This is a genomic window from Pleionea sp. WD8-19 (assembly GCF_055326765.1).
Genome location: NZ_JBUZOU010000010.1, coordinates 1 through 19,128, shown reverse-complemented (window position 1 = coordinate 19,128; position 19,128 = coordinate 1). Strand labels below are relative to the sequence as shown.

Annotated in this window: 10 protein-coding genes; 2 read left to right on the top strand and 8 right to left on the bottom strand. The window is 42.2% G+C overall.

Going from position 1 to position 19,128, the window contains the following annotated elements:
- Positions 1-9: 9 nt before the first annotated feature.
- From ACTUJY_RS12810 to ACTUJY_RS12790, 5 genes are all read right to left on the bottom strand, one after another.
- The gene (locus ACTUJY_RS12810) at positions 10-1,254 is read right to left on the bottom strand and encodes a glycosyltransferase (RefSeq protein ID WP_463616492.1); all 1,245 of its coding nucleotides are present in this window, start codon (positions 1,252-1,254) and stop codon (positions 10-12) included.
- A gap of 59 nt (positions 1,255-1,313) precedes the next feature.
- Complete coding sequence (pyrC, locus tag ACTUJY_RS12805; RefSeq protein ID WP_463616491.1) at positions 1,314-2,351, bottom strand: dihydroorotase; 1,038 nt, start codon at positions 2,349-2,351, stop codon at positions 1,314-1,316.
- 363 nt (positions 2,352-2,714) lie between these two features.
- On the bottom strand, positions 2,715-5,876 hold the full coding sequence (locus tag ACTUJY_RS12800) for an EAL domain-containing protein (protein ID WP_463616490.1): 3,162 nt from the start codon (positions 5,874-5,876) through the stop codon (positions 2,715-2,717).
- Entirely contained in the window at positions 5,873-7,444 is a 1,572-nt protein-coding gene (locus tag ACTUJY_RS12795; protein ID WP_463616489.1) for an ABC transporter substrate-binding protein, read from the bottom strand. Before ACTUJY_RS12795 ends, ACTUJY_RS12800 begins: the two co-directional genes overlap by 4 nt.
- A 147-nt stretch (positions 7,445-7,591) precedes the next feature.
- On the bottom strand, positions 7,592-8,845 hold the full coding sequence (locus tag ACTUJY_RS12790; protein WP_463616488.1) for a glycerophosphodiester phosphodiesterase family protein: 1,254 nt from the start codon (positions 8,843-8,845) through the stop codon (positions 7,592-7,594).
- A gap of 246 nt (positions 8,846-9,091) precedes the next feature.
- On the opposite strand from ACTUJY_RS12790, the gene ACTUJY_RS12785 reads away from it, so the two are divergent.
- Positions 9,092-10,375 (top strand): pyridoxal phosphate-dependent aminotransferase, encoded by a 1,284-nt coding sequence (locus tag ACTUJY_RS12785; protein WP_463616487.1) that lies wholly within the window; start codon positions 9,092-9,094, stop codon positions 10,373-10,375.
- Between the two features lie 108 nt (positions 10,376-10,483).
- On the opposite strand, the gene ACTUJY_RS12780 is transcribed toward ACTUJY_RS12785, so the two are convergent.
- Genes ACTUJY_RS12780 through ACTUJY_RS12770 form a run of 3 tightly spaced genes read right to left on the bottom strand, consistent with a single transcriptional unit; the run spans position 10,484 to position 17,032 of the window.
- A complete protein-coding gene (locus tag ACTUJY_RS12780) occupies positions 10,484-10,972 on the bottom strand; it encodes a DUF4442 domain-containing protein (RefSeq protein ID WP_463616486.1) in 489 nt (162 codons plus the stop codon).
- 10 nt (positions 10,973-10,982) lie between these two features.
- The gene (locus tag ACTUJY_RS12775; protein ID WP_463616485.1) at positions 10,983-14,384 is read right to left on the bottom strand and encodes a UvrD-helicase domain-containing protein; all 3,402 of its coding nucleotides are present in this window, start codon (positions 14,382-14,384) and stop codon (positions 10,983-10,985) included.
- Positions 14,381-17,032 (bottom strand): PD-(D/E)XK nuclease family protein, encoded by a 2,652-nt coding sequence (locus ACTUJY_RS12770; RefSeq protein WP_463616484.1) that lies wholly within the window; start codon positions 17,030-17,032, stop codon positions 14,381-14,383. The genes ACTUJY_RS12775 and ACTUJY_RS12770 overlap by 4 nt, the downstream gene beginning before the upstream one ends.
- Before the next feature lie 328 nt (positions 17,033-17,360).
- Between ACTUJY_RS12770 and ACTUJY_RS12765 the strand changes: the two genes are divergently transcribed.
- The gene (locus ACTUJY_RS12765; protein ID WP_463616483.1) at positions 17,361-19,004 is read left to right on the top strand and encodes a putative bifunctional diguanylate cyclase/phosphodiesterase; all 1,644 of its coding nucleotides are present in this window, start codon (positions 17,361-17,363) and stop codon (positions 19,002-19,004) included.
- Positions 19,005-19,128 lie beyond the last annotated feature (124 nt).

Here is a 19,128-nt window from a genome sequence, read left to right as displayed (position 1 = left end):
CCCGATAACTCACGGCTTACTTTCCAGTTTATTCTTAGCCTCTATCCACTTAGACATAAAATGAGTACTCTTCATGCTGTGGTGCCGAAGCATTGCACCTGTAAAGTTGTTCAATCGATGTTCCGCTAAAGAACCTCGAATAGAATGAATACGCGCCACCAATTTCTGCTCCAAAATCGTGGCATCAAACACAAGTTGTAAAATGTCTTTCGCATAAGTTTGGCTCTGTTGCCACAATTGCTGATCCTGATAAAGCCTTACCGCCGACTTAGCAAACTCTTCTGTATTATTGGCAATGAAACCCGGCCAAGATAAACCATTATGCATGCCTTCAGCACCAATATCGGTTGTGACACTCGGCGTTTGTGTAATCATGGCATCCAGTAACTTACCTTTTATACCAGCTCCAAATCGAAGTGGTGCAAGAAGCACACGAGCACGTCCAATGACTTCCCACGCATCGGATGCGCGATCTTTAATTAAAAACCCTTGCTTGGTGTTGTGTAATGCGGTTGCTTTTGGTGGTGCATAAGATCCGTAAATGTGTAATTCCGCTTTGGGAAGTTGTTGCCTTATCAAAGGCCAAATTTGTTGAAGGTAAAGCACCGAGTCCCAATTGGGCGCATGACGAAAATTACCGATGGCGATAAAGTGTTGCCGCTCTTCATATGGCAAAGGCGATTGCGGTAACCGATCGAGATCCACCAAAAAAGGTAAATGGTGTAATAACTTATTATCAACGTTAAACTTATGTTGTAGCAATTGCATTTCGTAGGATGAAATAATTAAACTGAGATCACACCGTACGATTGCCGCAATTTCGCGTTTTGCTAATTCAGAATGAAAGTCGGCATCCGTTAATTGACGTTGTTGTTTATGCGCCTGCTGACGAGCAAAACGCAAACATTGAAGATCTTCGGTATCAAGAATGGTTAAAGCCTTCGGGCATTGTTGTTCAATACGCCAGCCAAACTGTTCTTCCATCATAAACCGATCGTAAACCACAATATCGGGTGAAAGTTTATTCACCCAGTCGTCGAAACTTGAATCGTTAATTTCAATGCTTTGAGTTTCAATGCCAAGTTCAATTAAGTCCACTTGATGTTCTGTCGTCTTTGCGGGTGTAGCAAAAACGACTCGCCAGCTTTGTCGCAAAAATAATTGCAATAACGACAACATATGTCGGCCAGCGGCCGAGGAAGCAGGTTCAGGCCAAACGTAGCCGATAACAAGAACAGTTGTTGATGAAGACATTTCTTTAAATAGGTCGCGTCTAAAGAGCACTCCTACTTGATTGCAGGAGCGTTCAAGTACTATTTATCTTTTAGCTTCCAATGAACCGTTTCACCGGCATAAAAAGGCACGATGGGCGAACCATCTGGCAAGATGATTGACTCTGGAATTTGCCAAGATTCGCGCACTAACGTAATGGTATCTGAATTACGTGGCAAGCCATAAAAGTCGGCGCCGAAATGACTGGCAAATCCTTCCAATTTTTCGATGCAACCCAACTCCTCAAATACTTGTGCGTACAATTCGATTGCACTCCAGGCACTGTAACAGCCCGCACAACCGCAAGCGGATTCTTTTCGATGTTTCGCATGCGGTGCCGAATCGGTTCCTAGAAAAAACTTTTTTGACCCACTGGCCACAGCCGTTCTCAAAGCTTGCTGATGTGTGCTGCGTTTTAAAACGGGTAAACAATAATTGTGCGGTCGAATGCCACCCACCAGAAGATCATTACGATTCATCATTAAATGTTGAGGTGTAACCGTTGCAGCAACCGTTTCGGGTGCAGTAACGACAAAGTCTACGGCATCTTTGGTCGTGATATGCTCAAACACTACTTTTAGTTCCGAAAAAGACTGTACGATTTTACGCAAATAGCGATCAATAAATTCTTTTTCACGATCAAATACGTCTATTTCCGCATCGGTAACTTCACCGTGAACCAGCAACAACATGCCTTCTTTTTCCATAACTTCAAAAATGGGGAATAGTGCATCCAGCTCACTTACTGCTGCATCCGAGTTAGTCGTCGCACCGGCGGGATAAAGTTTGGCGGCGATCACCCCTAAAGCTTTTGCCTGACGAATGTCTTCCGCAGAAGTTTGATCGGTTAAATACAAAGTCATTAGTGGTTCAAAATCACTGTTCGCAGGTCTGGCATCAAGTATTCGTTGTCGGTAACTTTGCACCATATCAGCATTGGTTACCGGCGGCACCAGATTGGGCATGACAATGGCGCGTTTAAAGCAACGTGCGGTTGCGGCAACGGTTTCTTTCAGCATGTCACCGTCGCGAAAGTGCAAGTGCCAATCATCAGGGGCAGTTATCGTGAGGGTATTCATCTCGACTCCCAAAAAATTAATTACCAATTATTACTATTCACTCAATCTCCTCTGATTATACCATTGAATGAGTCGATTGTCGGAGTGCTGCATGAAGCCAATAAAGTTGATTATACGAATTGTTCAAACGACAGGCTATTTAATGTCGAAAATAGCGGTTGTTTCGTGCGTAACCTGCAAAACCTACCCATTAACTGTTTCATTTGGCGACCATTATCAACCGATAACAGGCATTGGGCACCTTGTCAGCATCAATAGGTAAAGTTCCGGAGCTTCAAGCATTACGACTTCTTAGAGTAACATGTTAAAAATGACAACAATGAAGTCTCGTAGAAACGTTATGGTTTTATAAGAAATGCGTCTTTATAACTCAGGTATTTTTGATGCTTCCAAATAGGATAGGTATTTCTCCAATGGTAAGGGTTTACTTATGTAGTAGCCTTGAATAATGGTGGCCCCTAATTCTCTCAATCGAATTAGCTGTGATTCAGTTTCAACTCCCTCACAAACAGTATCCAAAGAAAGAGCCTTCGCCATTTGAATCACCGAACGAACAATCGTCTGGTCGATAGCGCTATTTTCCATTTCTATAATAAACTTTCGATCTAACTTTAAAGTATCCAAAGGAAACTGCTTTAGGTAGCTTAAAGACGAATAGCCCGTTCCAAAATCATCCAACGCTAATTTAAAGCCTATCCCTTTCATCCGCTTCAATATTTGGCTGGCTAACTCATAATCGTCCATTAATACACTTTCTGTAATTTCAAACTCTAAATACTTTGGCTCAATATGATACTGCTTTAATATTTGATAGATTTTTTCCGGTAAGTCATAATGTCGAAACTGACGAGCCGATAAATTTATTGACAACTGTAAATGGTTAAACCCTTTATCTTTTAGTTTCATTAAGGCTTCGCAGCCTAATTCTATAATCCGATAGCCTAAAGGAATGATGAGACCAGTATCTTCAGCTATCGCAATGAAATCTCCTGGGAATATGACCTCGCCATTAGGGCTTACCCACCGAACCAGAACTTCCGCCCGAAGCGATTCGGAAAAATCAATATCAACTTGAGGCTGAAAATGCAATATAAACTCATCGTTCTCTAATGCTTTTCTTAGTTTTACTTCAAAATTAAGCCGTTGCTGTATTATTTTATTCATTTTGTCAGAAAAGAATCGATAAGCATTTTTGCCTGCGTCTTTAGCTGCGTACATTGCTACATCCGCATTCTTTAATAGCGCGTTGTCATCCTCCCCATCATCAGGATAAATAGCGATTCCTATACTTGATGAAACATAAACATCTCTTTCGAACAAAGTTACGGGTTTGCTGACTTCTTTTCTTATTTTTTCAACAATTCTTGTAATATCATTTCTTTCTTCCATTTTATCGAGCAGCACAACAAACTCATCGCCCCCTAACCTTGCAACGGTATCTACTTTTCTTACCGCTCGTTTAATGCGATTGGCCAATTCAACTAAAAGCTGATCACCAAAATCATGACCTAGCGTATCATTAATATACTTAAAGTTATCAAGATCGATAAACAAAACGGCCAAAAGTGATTGTGAACGCTGGCACCGAAGAATCGCTTGTTTAACATGATCAACCAGCAAAACTCGATTTGCGAGGCCTGTTAATGAATCATAATGCGCCATTTTTTTCAGTTTCTCTTCCGTTTCCTTCAATTCCGATATATCGCTAAAAATGGCTGCGTAGTGAGTCACTTCTTCTTGTTCATTTTTAATACTCGTTATGGTGACTAATTGAGGTAACACTTTTCCACTTTTACTTTTTTCCCAAAGTTCGCCATGCCACATTCCTTGAGTATTCAATGTATTCCAGACTGCGAGATAGAATGATTCATCGTGATAATCCGAGTTCAATATATCTGTATTCTTACCCACTATTTCTCCTTTTTTATAACCAAATGTTTTTTCAAATGATGGGTTACAGTTCACAACAATTTTATCTTTATTCGCTATCAAAACACCCTCACCACCCGTTTCAAACACAGCATAAATTAAATTCAGCTCTTCATTCAGTTCCTTGAGTTTCCTTTCGGTTAACTTTCGATCTGTAATTTCAGTGGAAATGCCACATACCGCGTAAATATTGCCTCGATTATCTTTTAGCGGAAACTTCACAGACAAATAGTCTCTTAATTGCCCAGACGCATCAAATACCTGCTCGTCGAATTGCATTGACTTGCCTTGTTTTACCACCGCCTTATCATTCACAACGAGTTTTTCAGCTACCTCTTTTCCAAACAGCGTGACATTATCTTTTCCGACTACAAACTCTTCATCCCAATTAAAAAGATCTAAAAACGCCTTATTGACTAACTTAAAAACACCGTTCAAATCTTTCATATAAATTACCGAGGAAGTATTATCTAAAATACTGTTCAACCTAACTTCACTGTCAAACAATTTATTCTTTTCGATTTCAACGTCATTCACGTATTTTTCTAAATTCGTAGACATTTGGTTGAATGCAAAGCCCAACCTACCAACCTCATCGTTACTTTTCAGCAAGACTCTATGACTGAAATGACCTTTCAATATATACTGAGTAGCTTCAAAAAGTGAGTTAATCGGCTTGACAATGATTCTTCGCACAAATACCGAGATCAAACTGACCTCCACAAGGAAAACAAGCATTACCAAAGCCGTTACAAAGTAAAGCATTTCTTTAAGCGATCGAAACATTTCTTTATCATACACAACGGCATAAATTACGAAGTCAGACTTTTTTAAATTCGACCGATAAATATGGATTAAATCGCCATTCGAATCAGTTACCGACATACTGCTTTCACTTCCTGGAAAGTATTGCGATAAATCAACAGCGCTTTTGGTCTCTTTTGGATAAACGCGAGAGGCGGTTTTGTGATAAATCTCTAAATGCCCGGAGTCAAACAGCTTTTCCTTTGATACTTCAAGAAAGTCTGGGATTAGATCAAAATAAATTTCTACACCACCAATTTTCTTTTCTTGACGAAAAATTGACTGCCTCGATATTACGTACAAGTCACTAACCTTCACCTCAAAAGGTTCGACAAAATCTCCTTTACACTTTGAGCCACCCTCAGCCTTTCTTTTATCATTATTGTCACTGGAAACTCTAAAGATGACACTGCCTTCTTCATTACATATTCTAATCAATACGTAACCACTTTTCCCTTCGGTTTGCTTTTCAATAAACTTTTGAATTAAATCGGAAAAAGCCTCAGCTTCGGTGACTAGTCCATAGTGAGAGTAAAGCAAAAATTGTTCAACTGCAGGTAATCCGGCCAGGATATTAGTGTCGACTTCGAGTTGATTAAACTGACTATCGAAACGAGATGCGTAGTTATAAACACTTTTTGACTGTCTTTCGCTCATCAGCTGACGAATCATGCGGGAAGCTTCTTGATAAGTGAACATCTCAACCAATAAAATTGATATGGCCAATACCACAACACTGCGCGTGATAAATTTTACAAGTAAGCTTTTATTGAGTAATCTAATAATATTCATTCAACCACTTTTGAAGCATGAGATAAAATCACATAATCAAGATGACCATTCAAGCCAAACTTATCAATATCAAATTTTTTGCTGACCGCTGCCGTAACAATTCTCTGTGTTGTAAAAATCATTAACGCATTATCATTAATAAACCGGTCGAGATATTGAAGTCTTTTTTCATGCTCAGGTGAATGTACTGTTTTTAAACTGAATTCAAATTGTTTATCAAATTCCGAAGACTCCAATAAAGACCATGGGCTTGGTGAATGCAAAAAAAGCCCGGCATGAAAAGCCAAATTAAACGTTGGATTGTCCACTAGATTAATTACAATGTCATAATTTGCACGTTTTCCCTGCTTAATTTTGTAGCCGATCACTCGATTCGCCCACTCCGATCGAGAAACAACTTCATATTGAATGTCAGCACCGATATCCTGCAAGTTTCGAATCATAATCTTAGCAACGGGCTCAGCAATATCAGCAACAAGAATTTTAAGCTGCAATGGATTAGTGCCCATTGCTTCTTTCAATAAAGCTTTAGCACGCTCGGGATCATAACGATAGACTTCAAGGTTGGGGTCATGACCGAACTCCCCTTCTTTACCTAACGACGCCAGTGGCTTAGCATTACCTAAATCGGCATATCGAACTAAGTCCTCCTTGTTAATGGCATAATTTAATGCTTTTCTCACTCTTACATCGGCTAAAGCTCCTTGATTTTTAATGAGAGCCCAGTACCCCGACAAGACTAAACGCTTAACGATGCGAACCCGACCTAACGCTTGTGCCATCAATACCGGTGTCTGGTTCCCCGAAAGGTTGGGAATAAAGTCAACGCGGTCGTCTACCAGAGCCTCCACCCAACGTTGTTCAGGCAAAATATCAAATCGAATTTGGCTGACTTTAGGAATATCGGGTTGCCAATAACTTTGATTTTTCTCAAGTAAAATAAACTGATTCTTTTTCCACTCAACAAACTTAAAAGGTCCTGTACCAATTGGCTTTTCTGAAAATACTTTAGGTCCTACTCGCTTAAAGTATTTTGGAGGACAGATTGAACCAAACATGTTCAACCGATTTAGGAACATTCCATCAGGAAAGTGCGTTTCAAAAACCACTTCGTATCGGTTCGACGGATTCACAAAAACCGACTTTATCGAGTTAAAAATCCAATTATTTCCTGCTTTGTTAGAAGGCAACAGAATATAATCGAAGGTAAACTTGACCGCATACGCATCAAAAATCTCGCCATTATGGAAAGTGACACCTTTGCGCAGCTTAAACCGCCAAATAGTATCCGACTCTTTTGTCCAACTTACCGCTAATGCCGGCTTAATGTGACCATCTAAATCATAGTAAATAAGAGAATCGAAAATTTGAGTAATGACCGAATAGGAGTCCGGATCGAAGGTTGGCGATAGTGGCTCTATACTGGGTGGATCATTACTAAAATAGGCGACTCGCAACATCGAATGTTTGGGTGGTGATTGTCGCTCAGGCAGACTCAACGACTCGCCATTCAATGAGTAAACCGATACCCACAACCCAAGAAGCAAACCGGGAAGGTACTGTTTCATTGCTCCTAACCCTTTGTTTATTTGGCAAATTATTTTATTTCAACAATCTGCTAAGCATAGTCCGAAAAGCGGCTATTTCAACTAAACAAAGTGGCTGGAGCGAAATAAGCTCGATACTGGAGAAGTATAGAGTTCCCGTCTCGTGTTTTAGTGTATTCCCATACAGTTTGCGTAATAACTGGTCGTTGCAGGCCAATCAGAGAAAACGCCTAACACCCCTACATCTTGTGCCAAGACATGAAGTACCCGATAGGTATCACCATCGTTATGGATTGCCTCGCGTACCGACTGATGATACCAACCACCTCCGTTGGCCAATGGCCCGTCGCGTTCTAACGTCCAGGTGATAATCTCTAACCCAGCCTGTTTTGCAAATTTCGCATAGTCAGATGACACAATTTCGCCAGACTTATTCAACGACAATAAAGCCCACATGGGTGGCGCTATGATTTGAACACCTTGTTGCTTTAATGACAGCATGTCTTCATATGTTGGCGTAAAATCCGTTTGCTCGTAAACCCGACTGTCGAGATAAACCGCTTGCCGACCAAATCGAGGCTCGATTTCTATCCAGTAGAGCACATCTTGCAAGTGAAACGACTGTGGGTATACTTTTTTTGGCTGCACACCGGCCTGTTTGTATTCATCAATCATTTGCTGCGCATAATCGTGTTGGGTGTATTCGCCTTCAAATGGCATGTCGACACTTGCTTCCTTCAGTTCCGGAGTCATCTTCACTCCCAGTTCTTTGAACAAAGTAATACTCTCTTTATGGGACATAAGGGTGCCACAACTGGAATACAGATCGGTGCGCCAATCCGCCGTGCCTTTTAAATACTCACTGACCGTTGTCGCTTCTTGATTGGCGGCGTCCATTTTTCCGCACAGTGACTTAAACTCTGCCAAAGTGATATCGCTGGTACAACATTTAGCCGACGCTTTTTTCCCAGTTAGCGCGTCGGCTGGAGAAAAAGGTTCGCTGCACTTGGCCGCCAATTCCGGCACCGCTAAAATATTGGTCGTGGTGTGCAAGTCACATTGCGAGTGTCGACAAACCAATTCTCTGTCTTTAGTAAAAGTTACATCGCACTCCACAATGCCTGCCCCCATTTTAGCGGCAGCTTCGTAGGATTCTTTGGTATGCTCAGGAAACTGCATCGGTGCACCACGATGACCGATGGAAAAGTCCGTTTTCTTAAAAAACAAATGCGATTCGCAGCGTTTTAGCGCTCGCTTTAAATCACTTTCGTCCATGTTATTCAGTAAATAAAAAGGCCGAGGCCCTAACTCATTCTGAAATGTTTTAAAGCGTTTTTCGCGGGGCTGATTTTCTCCATCAGCAAAAACACTCATACAAAAGAGTAAAGCACATCCCAAAATCGTAACGCGTTGATTGTTCATTTCATCTCCAGTTCTTTGTATTGTAATACGAGAGACAAATTAATGAGATATTGTGAAACGGTGATGTGATTTATATGACAATAAGGTTGACTGGGTGTAAAGTTCGCAATATCAGATTTTTCTTCTAAAATTATTTTTTATAAGTGAAGCTATACATCACAGCCCCCAACTCTAGATAAGCATCCAGTGGTCTAAAAAGAATTTAATGAATCTTTCAATTAAAAAGTAGATACTTCAACCAACACTATGAAAAAACAACCTGATGTTCATTTAAACCTGAATGTACGCGGCTTACCCCTCTCTGCAACGTTAGCCATTAATGAAATCAGTAACGAACTGATCCGTTCGGGTAAGTCCGTCACCAAACTTGGGCTAGGGCAAAGCCCTTTCCCCGTACCGAGCGTGGTCGAAGAAGAACTAAGGGTCAACGCTCATCAAAAAGACTACCTTCCGGTTGCTGGTTTACGAGAACTGCGTGGCGCCGTTGCCGACTACCACCATCGCAGCCACAACATCGCTTTTGCGCCGGATAATATTTTAATAGGCCCAGGCTCCAAAGAATTAATGTTTATACTGCAATTGGTTTATTACGGCGATTTGGTGATACCTACACCGAGCTGGGTTTCATATGCACCACAAGCGCATATTATTGGTCGCCATATTCACTGGTTAAAAACGGATGCTGAAAATCAATGGAAAGTTACTCCAGAGTGCATCGACGAGCTATGTTACAAGGATCCCGACAAACCTCGTTTATTAATTTTAAATTATCCTGCAAACCCACACGGCTACACCTACTCAGCGAAGGAATTGAAAACACTGGCTCGATTATGCAGAAAATATAAAGTACTGGTGTTGTCCGACGAAATTTATTCAGAGCTCGACTACGATGGAAGTCATGCATCAATTGCACAATATTATCCGGAAGGCACAATAATCAGTAGCGGACTTTCCAAATGGTGTGGAGCGGGCGGTTGGCGCTTGGGCACATTTGCCTTTCCACCCAACTTACATTGGTTAATGAACGCAATGGCGACCGTTGCCAGCGAAACCTTTACTTCGACAGCAGCCCCCATACAATACGCCGCAGTTCGCGCCTTTAATGGTGGCCTGGATATCGAAAAATATCTGGCGAACAGTCGGCGCGTATTATTCAGTCTAGCGGACGCCATTGTCTCTCGATTGCAAAACTCAGGATTCAAGTTAAAAATGCCCGATGGCGCGTTTTATATTTTTCCGGATTTTTCACCTTTTAAAGATCAACTCAGCACTCGCGGAATACGTACCAGTCAACAACTTTGTGAAAGCATTTTACAGGAAACCGGTGTTGCCATGTTACCGGGCAGCGCTTTTGGTCGACCGGAAGAAGAACTCACCGTTCGCATTGCCTTTGTTGACTTTGATGGAGCACGAGCGTTAACGGCAGCAGAGCAAGTTCCATTGGATCAAACGTTAGATGAGTCCTTCGCGCAACAGTATGGCGGCGGCTGTGTGAGTGGAATTGAAAAAATTATTGATTGGTTAAACTGAGTTTAACCGTTCGTTACTTGCACTCTAGGTAGGATGGGTGTTAACCCATCTCTTGACAAAAATAATGGGCTAGCGACCATCCTACAATTCATCATAACCTTCGACGATTTACTTCCTCTTAGGCGTCCAGGCCCATATCATTTCACATTCTATTGGTTCCTTACCCTCACTGTCGGTCACTTTAACCGGTACTAAAAGCTCACCTTTCTCTGTATCGATAATTTGCTGTATCTGCTCACCGGTTAAATGCGCAACAGCTTTTAGATCGCCTGATACCCGCTTCAAATAATTAATCTTCATGGATTTAATCACAGGCACTGAGTCATCCGGAACATTCATCCCAACCACCATTCCGGAAGCCGTTTCTGCCAACAATCCCATTGCAGCAGCATGAATCCCTTTTATATGATTACGCACTTTTTTTCTATTTTTTAAAGTCCACACACTTTCTTCACGCGATAAAGATTCGCATTTTACGCCAGCGGTACCCACAAACTTTATGGTCGAACCCAATAAATAATTAAGCAGCCAACCACGATACCATTTGGGTTTATTGTTAATTTTATCGACAACCGATGCCAAAAAATTCTTTTTCATTATTACCTCTTCAGGAATACTCAGATAAATGTTTGTGCATTGGAAAGTACAATGCGCAGCGTATGGGGCGTTCGTCCATTTGTCGTACAATGTCAGCGTATTGCATAAGTTGCGGTCGATAACGCTCCATTTCACCGGCTAAATAAGCACTCAGATCATTACCGTCATAAAATCCGGTTTTGTAATCGACGATCCAACGCGTATTATGCTCATCTATAAAGGTACGATCAATCACATAGGTATTAAATTGACCATTACGTTCGATTGCGAGTGCCCATTCTGATCGCGATTCGGCATGCGTATCGAGCAACCAGCGGCCAGTGTCATCGTTTAAGCAATTTTTTAGTGCTTGTGTGGTTTTTTCAACGCAAGAAGCTATAGCAAGTTGACTAACGCCCTGTTGTTTAAAATAACGGACGAACAACGCTTCTTGCTCAATGATTTTGTTTTCATTCCATTGGTGCAGTCCTTCTTCAGCAATGCGTTGCAAATATTCATGCACCAATATCCCGATTAATGTTGTTTGTTGGCTGTTCCAATCAAATTCGATATCTTGTGTTTCGGAAGAAAGTGTTTGCTGATTAATGGAGAAAGTGACAGTGGCAGGGATTAATTCAGGTTCTTGTGATGTTAATATACGTTGCCACTGATGATGTTTCAATACACCATCGTTAGCGATAATCTCACGTCGGTCGAACGACTTTAACTGTTGATTCACTTCACCTTCCACTACCGACCACATGGATTGCAATAATGAACCTTTCATTGGCGCAGCTACAAAAAATTCATCCTTGCGCTCACTCACTTTCGACTCAGCCAATAAATACAAGCGTTTTTTTGCACGAGTCGCAGCAACGTATAAAAGGCGTGCATTTTCAAACTGTTGCTTTTGCTCCTGAATATTGTTCAACAATCGATACACCTTATCGGCCTGTTGATCGTCGGCTTTCATCGGTGCGACTAAAAAGTCATTCGGCGCATAGGCTTCTGGCAATTCTTGCCATAACACCAATTGAGAACCGTCGGCGCGCGATTTCTTCTCCAGGTGCAAAACAAACACATGATCAAATTCGAGCCCTTTCGATTTATGAATGCTCATTACCTTAACCGATCGATTGCCGCCGCTGGTATCAGCAGCAGAGAACAAGTTTCCCAGCAAGGTATCCAGCTCACTCACATTCAGAATTGCTTTATTATTCAGCTTACTTTCTAAAGTAATTAAAAACTGTTCAACATCGCGATGGTCACGTTCCGTGTTATGTAGATGCATAGCTCCCAATGCAAACCAGGCTCGACTGACACTGTCGCTGAGCCGTTTAAACTCACGTTGTTCAATATGAGGATTTAACCTTGCGTAAACTTTTTGCAAACGAACAATATCCGCTTGTAAGTATTCTTCAACCCCATTTTCCTGGTTAACTAATTTCGCTACCACTCGCCAAGGCATTTCATTACGGGAAAAAATATAATGCAAGGTTTTAATTGAAATGCCACAAAGTTCACTGCGTAATATACCGGCTAAGGCAACGGTGTCGGCGGGATTGCATAAAAACCGGGTTAAATCTCGCAGCAAAATGATCATAGGGCGCTCATCCAGTCGTTCCATTTCGACCGCTTCAACCGGAATGTTTCTCTTTTTCAATAAACGAATAACGTATTGCGCATGGGATTTACTGCGCACCAGTACTGCAATACTATCGTCAGCGTGTTGCTGCCTGATTTGTTCGATACGCGTAACGCACTCATTGGCCTGAAAATCTGATTCGGCATCCAACCGATGAATAAACTCAACTGCCGTTTCTGTATTTTCATTTTTAGCATCAGCAAGACTGACCGGAACAGCACCCAGCATAGCATCTTCATTCTCGGGGAAAATGTTACTGAATGCTCGATTAACCCAGTGCACGATTCCTGCCTCGGATCGAAAGTTGGTTGTCAGCACTAATGATTGCAATGGAATATCAGCTAGCCCTTGTTGCCGACAACCAAGATACAAGCCAACATCCGCTTCGCGAAACCGGTAAATGGATTGCATGGGATCGCCCACGACAAATAATGTTCTTCCGTCATCGGGTTGCCAACCAGACGTTAACAATCGCAACAACTCGTATTGTCCATGAGAAGTATCCTGAAACTCGTCAACCAAAATGTGTTTGATTTGATAGTCCAGTTTCAGTGCTAAATCGGTTGCGCCCGAGTCCTGATACAATGCGGTTAACGCCGCCAACGACAACTCCGTAAAATCAACTTTACCGGCTTTTTGAAATTCCATTTTCAAAAACACCAACAGGTACTGTAAGCATTGATTCAAAGCCTCAATATTTTGCCACTGCTGCTCACTAAACAATGGTTCCGGTAACAAGGAAACTTCCGAAAGTTGAGTTAAAAATTGGGGATAGGTTGCCAATTGTTCAGCGATTTCTTTGATTGTTTGTTGGTGACGTTCGGCTCGTTGCTTTAATGTTTTTTCTTTTACTTTAGACTTTGCCAGAAATCCTTCGTTACTGCGCCAAGTTTTACGCAAACTCCCTTGCGCAGTAAGCAAAAAGTTTGACAACGCTACCCAAGCTGACAAATGATCCGCATCATTATCGGGCCAGCTATCAAAATGGGCCAGTACATACAACGGATGTTGGTCTGGTAATGGCAGTTCATTTTCGCTTAATTCACGAATCAATTGAAACAAGGGGCCGGCAAGTTGCTTTGGTGCCTTACGTCGCAAATCCATTAACTTGTTTTCGATAAAAGTGGCAAGTGCAGTTTCCAGTTGATGTCTTGCCAGCAATCGTTGATTGGCAATAAAGTGTCGAATCCACTGATCACGTCGCGCCAACAAACTTTTGAAAAGTTCAATTAACGTATCAACCTGATTATTTAAACCACTGAGCAAACAAGTAACGGCATCGCTTACATCAGCCAGCTCCTGATCCACCACAGCGCTGTGTATAAAGCTCTCGGCTGCGGCTTCGTATAAAGCCTGCGGATTTTCCTCTATACCCGGTTGCGCGCCAAACCTGGCTAACAATGGCATTTGCTTAACCAAACTGGCGCAAAGACTGTCGATGGTTTGAATGCGTAACCGCTGCGGATTTTCAATAATAGACCAGCTCAAATGCTGATCTCGCATGAGTGCTTTTTTCGCAAGCTGCCAGGTTTTTAATTCGTGTTCAGCCTGCGGTGGAGATAAGGTTGCCATTTGCAACGCTTCGACAATACGCTCGCGCATTTCGCTGGCGGCTTTACGCGTAAAGGTAATGGATAGAATGGATTCCGGATGCTCAACATGCGCAAGCAAATTTAAAAAGCGTTGTGTAATGAGCCCAGTTTTTCCCGAACCGGCCGGTGCCTGTACAATGTAAGAGTTGTGAATATCCAGTGCCTGTTCACGGGCGAGTTTGTCTTTTAGTTTCACAACTCGTCTCCTATAGCAAAAAGTGCATCCGTACTTTCCTCTAATTCGCGCACCCGGCAAATACCAGCGAAAGCACAATAGTCACATGCTCGCGCCTGTACCAGAGGATCAACACGAGCATCCCCTTGTTTAATTTCTTCAGCAAGTGTTTGTAATGCCGTTTCACACTGCGCAATAAACTCCGGCCAGGATTCAACTGCACTTCGACTTTTTTCAGCAGAAGTGACTCCGGCAAGTAAACCATCGGTTTTTGCCAGCCCTTTAAATTTCACTTCGCTCGGATGCAATTGAGCAAAACACAAAGCGACTGTTTGTTCCGGCTGCGACAACAGATACAATGGCATTTGAGGATCGGCCAATCGTTCGCCAACCCAGCTCGATGGATTGGCTTTACCGGTTTTATAATCGATCATCACTTGCCCTTCATCGGTTTGGTCGATTCGATCAATACGAGAACGAAAGTGCAAACCACCCAGTTCAATATCACGTAATTGTTCGTTAGCAATCACTTCGAAAGGTTCGCGATTTTTTTCCAGTTGCAATAGCTGAAAAATCAGTGCCGAAAACTTTTCCTGTTCGAGTTGTTTCAACAAACCCTGATGGTAAAAACGATTTTGTAATGCTTGCTGCAATGATTGTTCGATTAATGCGTGTAGCTCGTCGTCGGTTAGGCGAAGTAATCCCGTCTGATTTTTTAGCTGTTGCCAAATGTTCTGCATCACTTGATGAACAAAAATACCACGTTCCATAGGATCAATGCCGCGACTCTGTACTTGTTGCTCCATCAAACCGATTCGATGCGCCAGATAGCCACGCATTGGACACAAAGATTGCTCTTTTAAAAATTGCGTGCCACCACGCGGCTCTATTGTCTCAATCGGCAACCCTTGTTCATCTTGAAACGTTTCCGTTGCCAGGGGTTGTAGTTTGCTTAAACTGGAACCGGGGGTTTCGATTGCTTGCCACTCTTCACGCTTTAACTCAAAAAGCGGGCTCGGACTCAACTCGCGATCACCATCATAAGCGTAATAGCTGACCTTCACTTCATTACTCACCGCCTGCAAATGCTGCAATAAAGTTCGCGCATAGTCGAGTTCTCGCTCCGGTCCCGAACCGGGCAGTTGATGCTGTCGACTTAATGACAAAGGAATAAATGGATTAGGGCTCGCAATTTCGGGAAGCACCTGACTGTTCATTCCCGAAAGCCAAATGCCGTCAAATTGCAAACCGATGGCTTCGTAAAGCCCCACTACGGATATTGGCTCACCGCGACTTTTTGTTTGAAATACTTGACCATCAAGACAACTCAATAACCATTGAAAAATTTGAGCAAATGTACATTCCGATTGAATCGTACCAAAGCCACGAAGCGACTGAATTAATGCACTAATCTGCTCTCGCAATTGAAATTCACGGCTTTCAAGCGTTGCACTATTGCACCAACCCCATGCATTTAGCCACTCAGCAAATAACTGACACCACTGCTCCGGAGATTGGCGCTGTTGAGCTTTTTGTTGTAGCGCCAGAAACTTTTGTTGCAAAGGCAACCAGTCTTCGAATTCGACTAATTTTCGCTTTAAAAATTTCCAAAAGGTCTCCAGGCGCCAATGCCGCTCATAAACCACTAACTCAAAAGCCCATTGTTGATTGAGTCCTTGCAACGAATGCCAAGCCGCTATTTGTGACGAGCGCAGTATTTCTGCAAATTCCGCTGCGGGTAATGGCTTTCCTAACAATGCAATCAGATTGAGCGCCACACGAGCCACAGGAAAAGCCAATAACGGCTCACCCACTGAAATATTAAACACCTGAGATTGAGACTCTGATAACCCAAGTTGCTCGGGATGCAACTCTTGCATTAGCCATTGGCTTACCCGTTCTCGTTGTTTATCAAGTTGTGGCACCACTAATGCCAACTGAGCACCTGGATCATTCTGTAAGCGATGCTTCAGCCAATCACAGGCTGAACGGATTTCGTCTTCGAAGCTTTGGCATACCTTACCCTGAAGGTTAGGCTTTGTGGGACTAACCGGGCTTCGAGTAACTTCAATACCTTCACTCTGCAATGCTTCAATGAACGCTTTCTGTAGTGGTGTCAACTGATGAAAACCCAGCCAATACAATTGCCTGCACCGACGAAACATGGCACGAAAATGATGCTTGTTCTTAATCAACTCAGCGATCAAATCTGAGGGATCCAACCATTCGTTTACTTTTAACTGTTCTTGGTAACGTGAACACCACTGTATGAACGCATAATGATCATCGGTTTCCGGCGTTATCGAAGACAACGGAAGTTCCCACTCCTTCAGTTGTTGCCAAGCTTCCTGAACTTTCCGAGCGGTCGCCCTGGCAGAAATTAAGTACTCAGCGTGATCGCTGGTTGTGACTACCTCTTCCCAGAGCCATAAACTTTGTTGAGGTGTTAAGATGACAGAAGTCGATTCAACAATAGCAACTTGCTGAAATAGCCGCTGCAACCAGGCATTAAAAGGTAAGATGTCTGCTGCTGGCCAAACGCTACTCCGCTCGCTATGGGATTGATGGTATTGTTGCCGCCAAAAGCGTGCTTGCCGGTTACTGGCAGTGATCAAAGACAAATCACCGGTCGCTAGTTTTTGAAATATCTCAGAATCAATGGATAACATTGGGGCCTGTTTATCTTTATTTTTCAAGCTATTAACAATCTCAGTTCATGTTATTGTTTACTTATAACCGATAAAGAACTGATTTTATCGTTGTTTATTAAATAATCATTAAAAAGTTATAAAAATTCGTTTAAAGACACTTTAAAGGATGGTAGTCTTCCTGCTCAAGAGAGAAGCAAACACTCTCTTTTCAGAGCAGCATTATAATAACAGCCCAAGATAAAAAATCGGGCATAATAAGCATCAATTTTTGCAGTGTCCATTGCTCAATGCAGTGAAGTAGCCAAACGGGGATCAGACTTAATGGTATGGAACACGGTTTAAAGCCGTGGAAGCCAGTACTTGGACCAAGATTGTCGATAGCCACGATGCTATTGCCGACACAACAAAAACAATAAAGATGTTGAATAATAAAAAGAAACTGTTTGAGCTTGTTAAACAGCTGGATCCTGAAATGGTTGATCGTTCCCGAGAAGGAACGTCCATTAACCTGTCTCACTTATTTGTGCAACTTGCGCAAGAATACATTGACGCCCAACACAAAAGCAGCCTCCCGCAATCACAAACTGAAAATACATCGTTCGATAACGTATTTAATGAAAATTCAGCGAGCGAAAATCAATTTGATCCATTGACTCAATTGCCCAATCGAAATTTTTTCAGTCAACAAGTCGAACAAGCGATAAAGCGAGCGTCTCGCCATAAAAAGTCTTTCGCCCTGGTATTTATCGACGTGGATCATTTTAAAACCATTAACGATACTCACGGTCACCACACAGGCGATGAGTTACTCAAGCAAATTGCAGACAACATTTCATCAGCAATACGCAAATGCGATGTGCTTTGTCGTTTGGCTGGAGATGAATTTTGCTTATTGGTTGAAGAGCTGGAAACGACCGATGCAATCTCAAAAGTAATTGAGCACATTCGCCAACGATTGAACAGCACTTTTGAAATCGATGGCTTATCCATTTTGATCACCACCAGCATCGGCATCAGTATTTACCCCAATGATGGCAACAGCTTTCAAGAGTTATTGCATTTTGCAGACTTAGCAATGTACGAAGCCAAACGAAACGGACGTAACTCAGTCAGTATTTTCACACCAGAAATTGCCGACAAAGTGCATCAACTGAATCAATTGCAAGCGCAACTAAAAAATGCCCTGGAATTCAATCAATTTCACTATGCAGTGCAGCCGGAGCTGGAACTTTCCACAAGTTCCATTTGCGCTATCCGTCAATTAGCCAGTTTGCCATTCGATGAATTAAATTGCGAACAAGCATTACTGAACACAGCCTTACGCAGCAAAAAAGTTGCTATGTTAAATAAATCATTGATCCGTAATGCTTGTCAGCAAATGCAAAATTGGCGTACGCAATTTCCATTAGTTCCTCGTATAGTGGTACCTCTTTATCAAGAGTTACTTTGTTCTGCTCGAGGGTATGCACTAATTCGAGAGCTGATCGACCAATTCAGTTTAAACGGCGATCAACTTGAATTTGAAATCAACGAAACGGATCTGAACCACCATTGTCAACATGGGCATGAAAATCTGAAAAAGCTTTATTTGATGGGTTGCAAAATCAGTTTGATCAATTTTGGTATTGGACCTTCCAGTTTGCGCCTGCTTTCTTCCGGTTATATCCATAAAATAAAAGTCGACAGCACCTTAACCGGAGGCCTGGAATCTTGCCAACAATCACGCCTGATGATGGAAGCCATTATTGGAGTGTGCAAAACGTTTAGCATTCGAGTCGTTGCTTTGGATGTGAACAACGCTTCACAAATTGGATTTTTGGAAACGGTTGCTTGCGATGGTGTTCGTGGTAATTACATCAGTACGCCGCTATCCGTCGATGAGTTTGGCCAAGTGCTTTCTCTACACGCTCAGCAAAAGAAATCGACGCCGCAAGAAGTAGAGCCTGAACATAAGTACCGATTGCGAGGCATCCCTCTGGGGGGACAGTGACGTTCTAAGTTCTAAGTTCTAAGTTCTAAGTTCTAAGTTCTAAGTTCTAAGTTCTAAGTTCTAAGTTCTAAGTTCTAAGTTCTAAGTTCTAAGTTCTAAGTTCTAAGTTCTAAGTTCTAAGTTC

Excerpts from the sequence above, each read along its gene's own strand:
- ACTUJY_RS12810 (WP_463616492.1), bottom strand. The coding sequence starts at position 1,254 with ATGTCTTCATCAACAACTGTTCTTGTTATCGGCTACGTTTGGCCTGAA.
- pyrC (WP_463616491.1), bottom strand. The coding sequence starts at position 2,351 with ATGAATACCCTCACGATAACTGCCCCTGATGATTGGCACTTGCACTTT.
- ACTUJY_RS12800 (WP_463616490.1), bottom strand. The coding sequence starts at position 5,876 with ATGAATATTATTAGATTACTCAATAAAAGCTTACTTGTAAAATTTATC.
- ACTUJY_RS12795 (WP_463616489.1), bottom strand. The coding sequence starts at position 7,444 with ATGAAACAGTACCTTCCCGGTTTGCTTCTTGGGTTGTGGGTATCGGTT.
- ACTUJY_RS12790 (WP_463616488.1), bottom strand. The coding sequence starts at position 8,845 with ATGAACAATCAACGCGTTACGATTTTGGGATGTGCTTTACTCTTTTGT.
- ACTUJY_RS12785 (WP_463616487.1), top strand. The coding sequence starts at position 9,092 with ATGAAAAAACAACCTGATGTTCATTTAAACCTGAATGTACGCGGCTTA.
- ACTUJY_RS12780 (WP_463616486.1), bottom strand. The coding sequence starts at position 10,972 with ATGAAAAAGAATTTTTTGGCATCGGTTGTCGATAAAATTAACAATAAA.
- ACTUJY_RS12770 (WP_463616484.1), bottom strand. The coding sequence starts at position 17,032 with ATGTTATCCATTGATTCTGAGATATTTCAAAAACTAGCGACCGGTGAT.